Origin of the sequence: Vibrio ouci (assembly GCF_004551525.1) — a bacterium.
Lineage (GTDB): Bacteria > Pseudomonadota > Gammaproteobacteria > Enterobacterales > Vibrionaceae > Vibrio > Vibrio ouci.
In genome coordinates this window covers 1-1,247 of record NZ_SATR01000197.1, presented here as the reverse complement: position 1 = coordinate 1,247, position 1,247 = coordinate 1, and the positions used below count along the sequence as shown (strand labels likewise).

Sequence of the window (1,247 nt, the reverse complement as noted above, 5' to 3'; positions counted from 1 at the left end):
AACGTTGGCATGTTTTACAGGTTGATAGATTCAAGAACTTAGACCGACAATGCGGATTTGCTGAGTCTACTAGGAACGGATTGCCAGAGGGACAAAGAACTAGGACCTAAGACATTTAAGCCTTTGAAATACAAGTAAACATAACGCCAAATTAAGGTGTGAACAACGCGCTAACACCTTAGCTAAACCATTGTGCCATAAACACTAAACTGGCTTGAAGTGAAAGTGCCAAGCGTTGTGAATCACTCTTAAATTTATTGTTAGCCGTACATTGCCCAACGGAAGTACGGACGCTGACCATCCATCCGTTCAACTTCTGCACCTAACTTTTTGTAGAACTCGTGTGCTTTGGTGTTGTGTGGGCTAGCTGTCCATGAAATATGAGAAATTAATGACTTTTGAGCTACCGTTTTCAAAGCATGCATAAGTTCTGCACCGCATCCCTTTGAACGATACTTACCAACAACTAAAAGATCATCCAACCAAATTGATGGCTCTCCGCGAAAGGATGAATAACGATAATGAAACAAAGCGAAACCCTGAACTTCACCATCGACTTCCAATAGCAAAGCATGAGCAAATGGATAATCACCAAATAAGGTTCGTTCAATCTTCTCTATAGTTGTGGAGATTTCACCGTCGAACCCTTTCATACTTCGGTCAAACTCAGCTTTGTGTCCAATAAGTTCTAACAACTTACTGGAGTCCTGCTTGATCGCTTTCCTTACGTTCACTTTGTTCTCCATAACTCAAGTTTCCGGTTGTCGGCTAACGCCTTGCTAAGGTGTGAGTAACGCAATACAAAAGCTACCGCACAGCGCCTTAATCACCATAAGCCTCCGCAAAGTAAAAATGCCACGCGTTACGAATCACTCTTAAGCAATTTGTTAGTACATGCGCTACTTCTATTTATGCGCTCCAAGATATTGAAAACTGGCATGATATGAAAGACTTTGAACACTGAAGTGAGACGGGCAGCTACAAAACTTTACCTCGGTTAAGAGACGAGAGTTGGCTAGAAGAAAAACACACTAAACTGCACTACTTTCACTAGCTTCAAATTAGAAATGGATTCTTTCCTCGTACTTCAACAGCCACCCCAAAAGTAACCAAGGCTCTCTCAAAAGCCACCACGAAAATGAAGAAGCGCCAAAGAAATAGGCTAAGAGTTAGAAGCCGTAAACAGTGAAATCAAAGCGAACACTCCGCATATAGTGCCACCGGAAAGAACGTGAAAGGTACAAACT

Annotated in this window: 1 protein-coding gene; it reads right to left on the bottom strand. The window is 42.0% G+C overall.

Annotated elements, in window-relative coordinates; genetic code table 11:
• Nucleotides 1–260: 260 nt before the first annotated feature.
• Nucleotides 261–746 (bottom strand): GNAT family N-acetyltransferase, encoded by a 486-nt coding sequence (locus ELS82_RS25090; protein ID WP_208733314.1) that lies wholly within the window; start codon nt 744–746, stop codon nt 261–263.
• Between the last annotated feature and the right edge of the window lie 501 nt (nt 747–1,247).